We start from the raw sequence: 1077 nt of genomic DNA on the forward strand, positions 1-1077 counted from the left end.
CTGATAGTACAAGATCAGAAAAGTGGCTACAATTATTCATGGGTGCCAAGCAAGCGCGTGCATAGTGACAGGGGTTTGTGAACGTGTCAGACAAATTAGAAGGGAAAAAATGCTACCGGTAGCTGGGTGCGAATTCCAGGGGGGCTTAAAGAAGGTTAGTGAGGCTGCTCATGCCTGGGAGACCGCCAGAGGTAAGGCCGCCGACACCGGGGATGGAGGCCAAGCTAGACATGCCGGGAATGCTCGAGGACGCCATCTTGGGAAGGGAGGTCAAGCTGCTCATGCCGGGAATTGAGGACAGGCTATCCATGCTAGGGAGCGAGGGCAAGCTGCTCATACTGGGGATTGAGGGCAAGCTGGACATGCCAGGGATTGAGGGCAGGCTGCTCATGCCGGGGATCGATGGCAAGCTTGACATTCCGGGGATCGATGGCAAGCTTTCCATACCGGGGAGCGACGGCATCGAGGGCAGGCTGCTCAAACCGGGGATGGCAGAAAGGCTGCTGGCTCCAGGAAGAGAGCCGATCAATGGAAGAGATCCGAGGCCGGCGTCACGTTTGAGCAAGTGGGGAATCAATAAGCCGGAGGTGGACAAGGGTGAGGCTTGGTGGGCGCCGTTCAATGAGCCAAGCTTGGAGGTAAGGCCTTGAGTGACAGGAAGAATGGAGCCGACGCTGCCGAGCACCGGGAGGGTTTGGACACCGTTGGTGAGCGAGCCCACGGTACCCAAGAGGTCGAGGCCTCCTAATTCACGGCGCTCAAGGGAGCGAGTGACCTCGTCTAAGGTGCCCTCAAGGTCAATTAGTCCACCCTCGCCAATCAATTTAGTGTCCGAGAGGACCCGGCGCTCAAGGGAGCGAGTGACCTCGTCTAAGGTGCCCTCAAGATCGATTAATCCACCCTCGCCAATCAGTTTAGTGTCCGAGAGGACTCGGCGCTGAAGAGAGCGGGTGAGGTCACCCAAGACACCGTCGTCGTGAATTAAGCCCTTCTCACCAGCCAACTTGGTGCTGGAAAGCAGGTCGCCGGAGCTCTGGTCTTGGAGAACATTGTGGGTAAGATCTCCAATAAGGGGGA

General features: G+C 57.3%; 1 protein-coding gene. It reads left to right on the forward strand.

Going from position 1 to position 1077, the window contains the following annotated elements; all coding sequences use genetic code 11:
* Positions 1-158: 158 nt before the first annotated feature.
* Positions 159-650 carry a hypothetical protein gene (locus tag IE264_RS38850; RefSeq protein ID WP_190167946.1) on the forward strand — a complete coding sequence of 164 codons (492 nt, stop codon included), beginning with the start codon at positions 159-161 and terminating at the stop codon, positions 648-650.
* Positions 651-1077 lie beyond the last annotated feature (427 nt).

The sequence above is a fragment of the Streptomyces microflavus genome (genome assembly GCF_014650075.1).
Lineage (GTDB): Bacteria > Actinomycetota > Actinomycetes > Streptomycetales > Streptomycetaceae > Streptomyces > Streptomyces microflavus.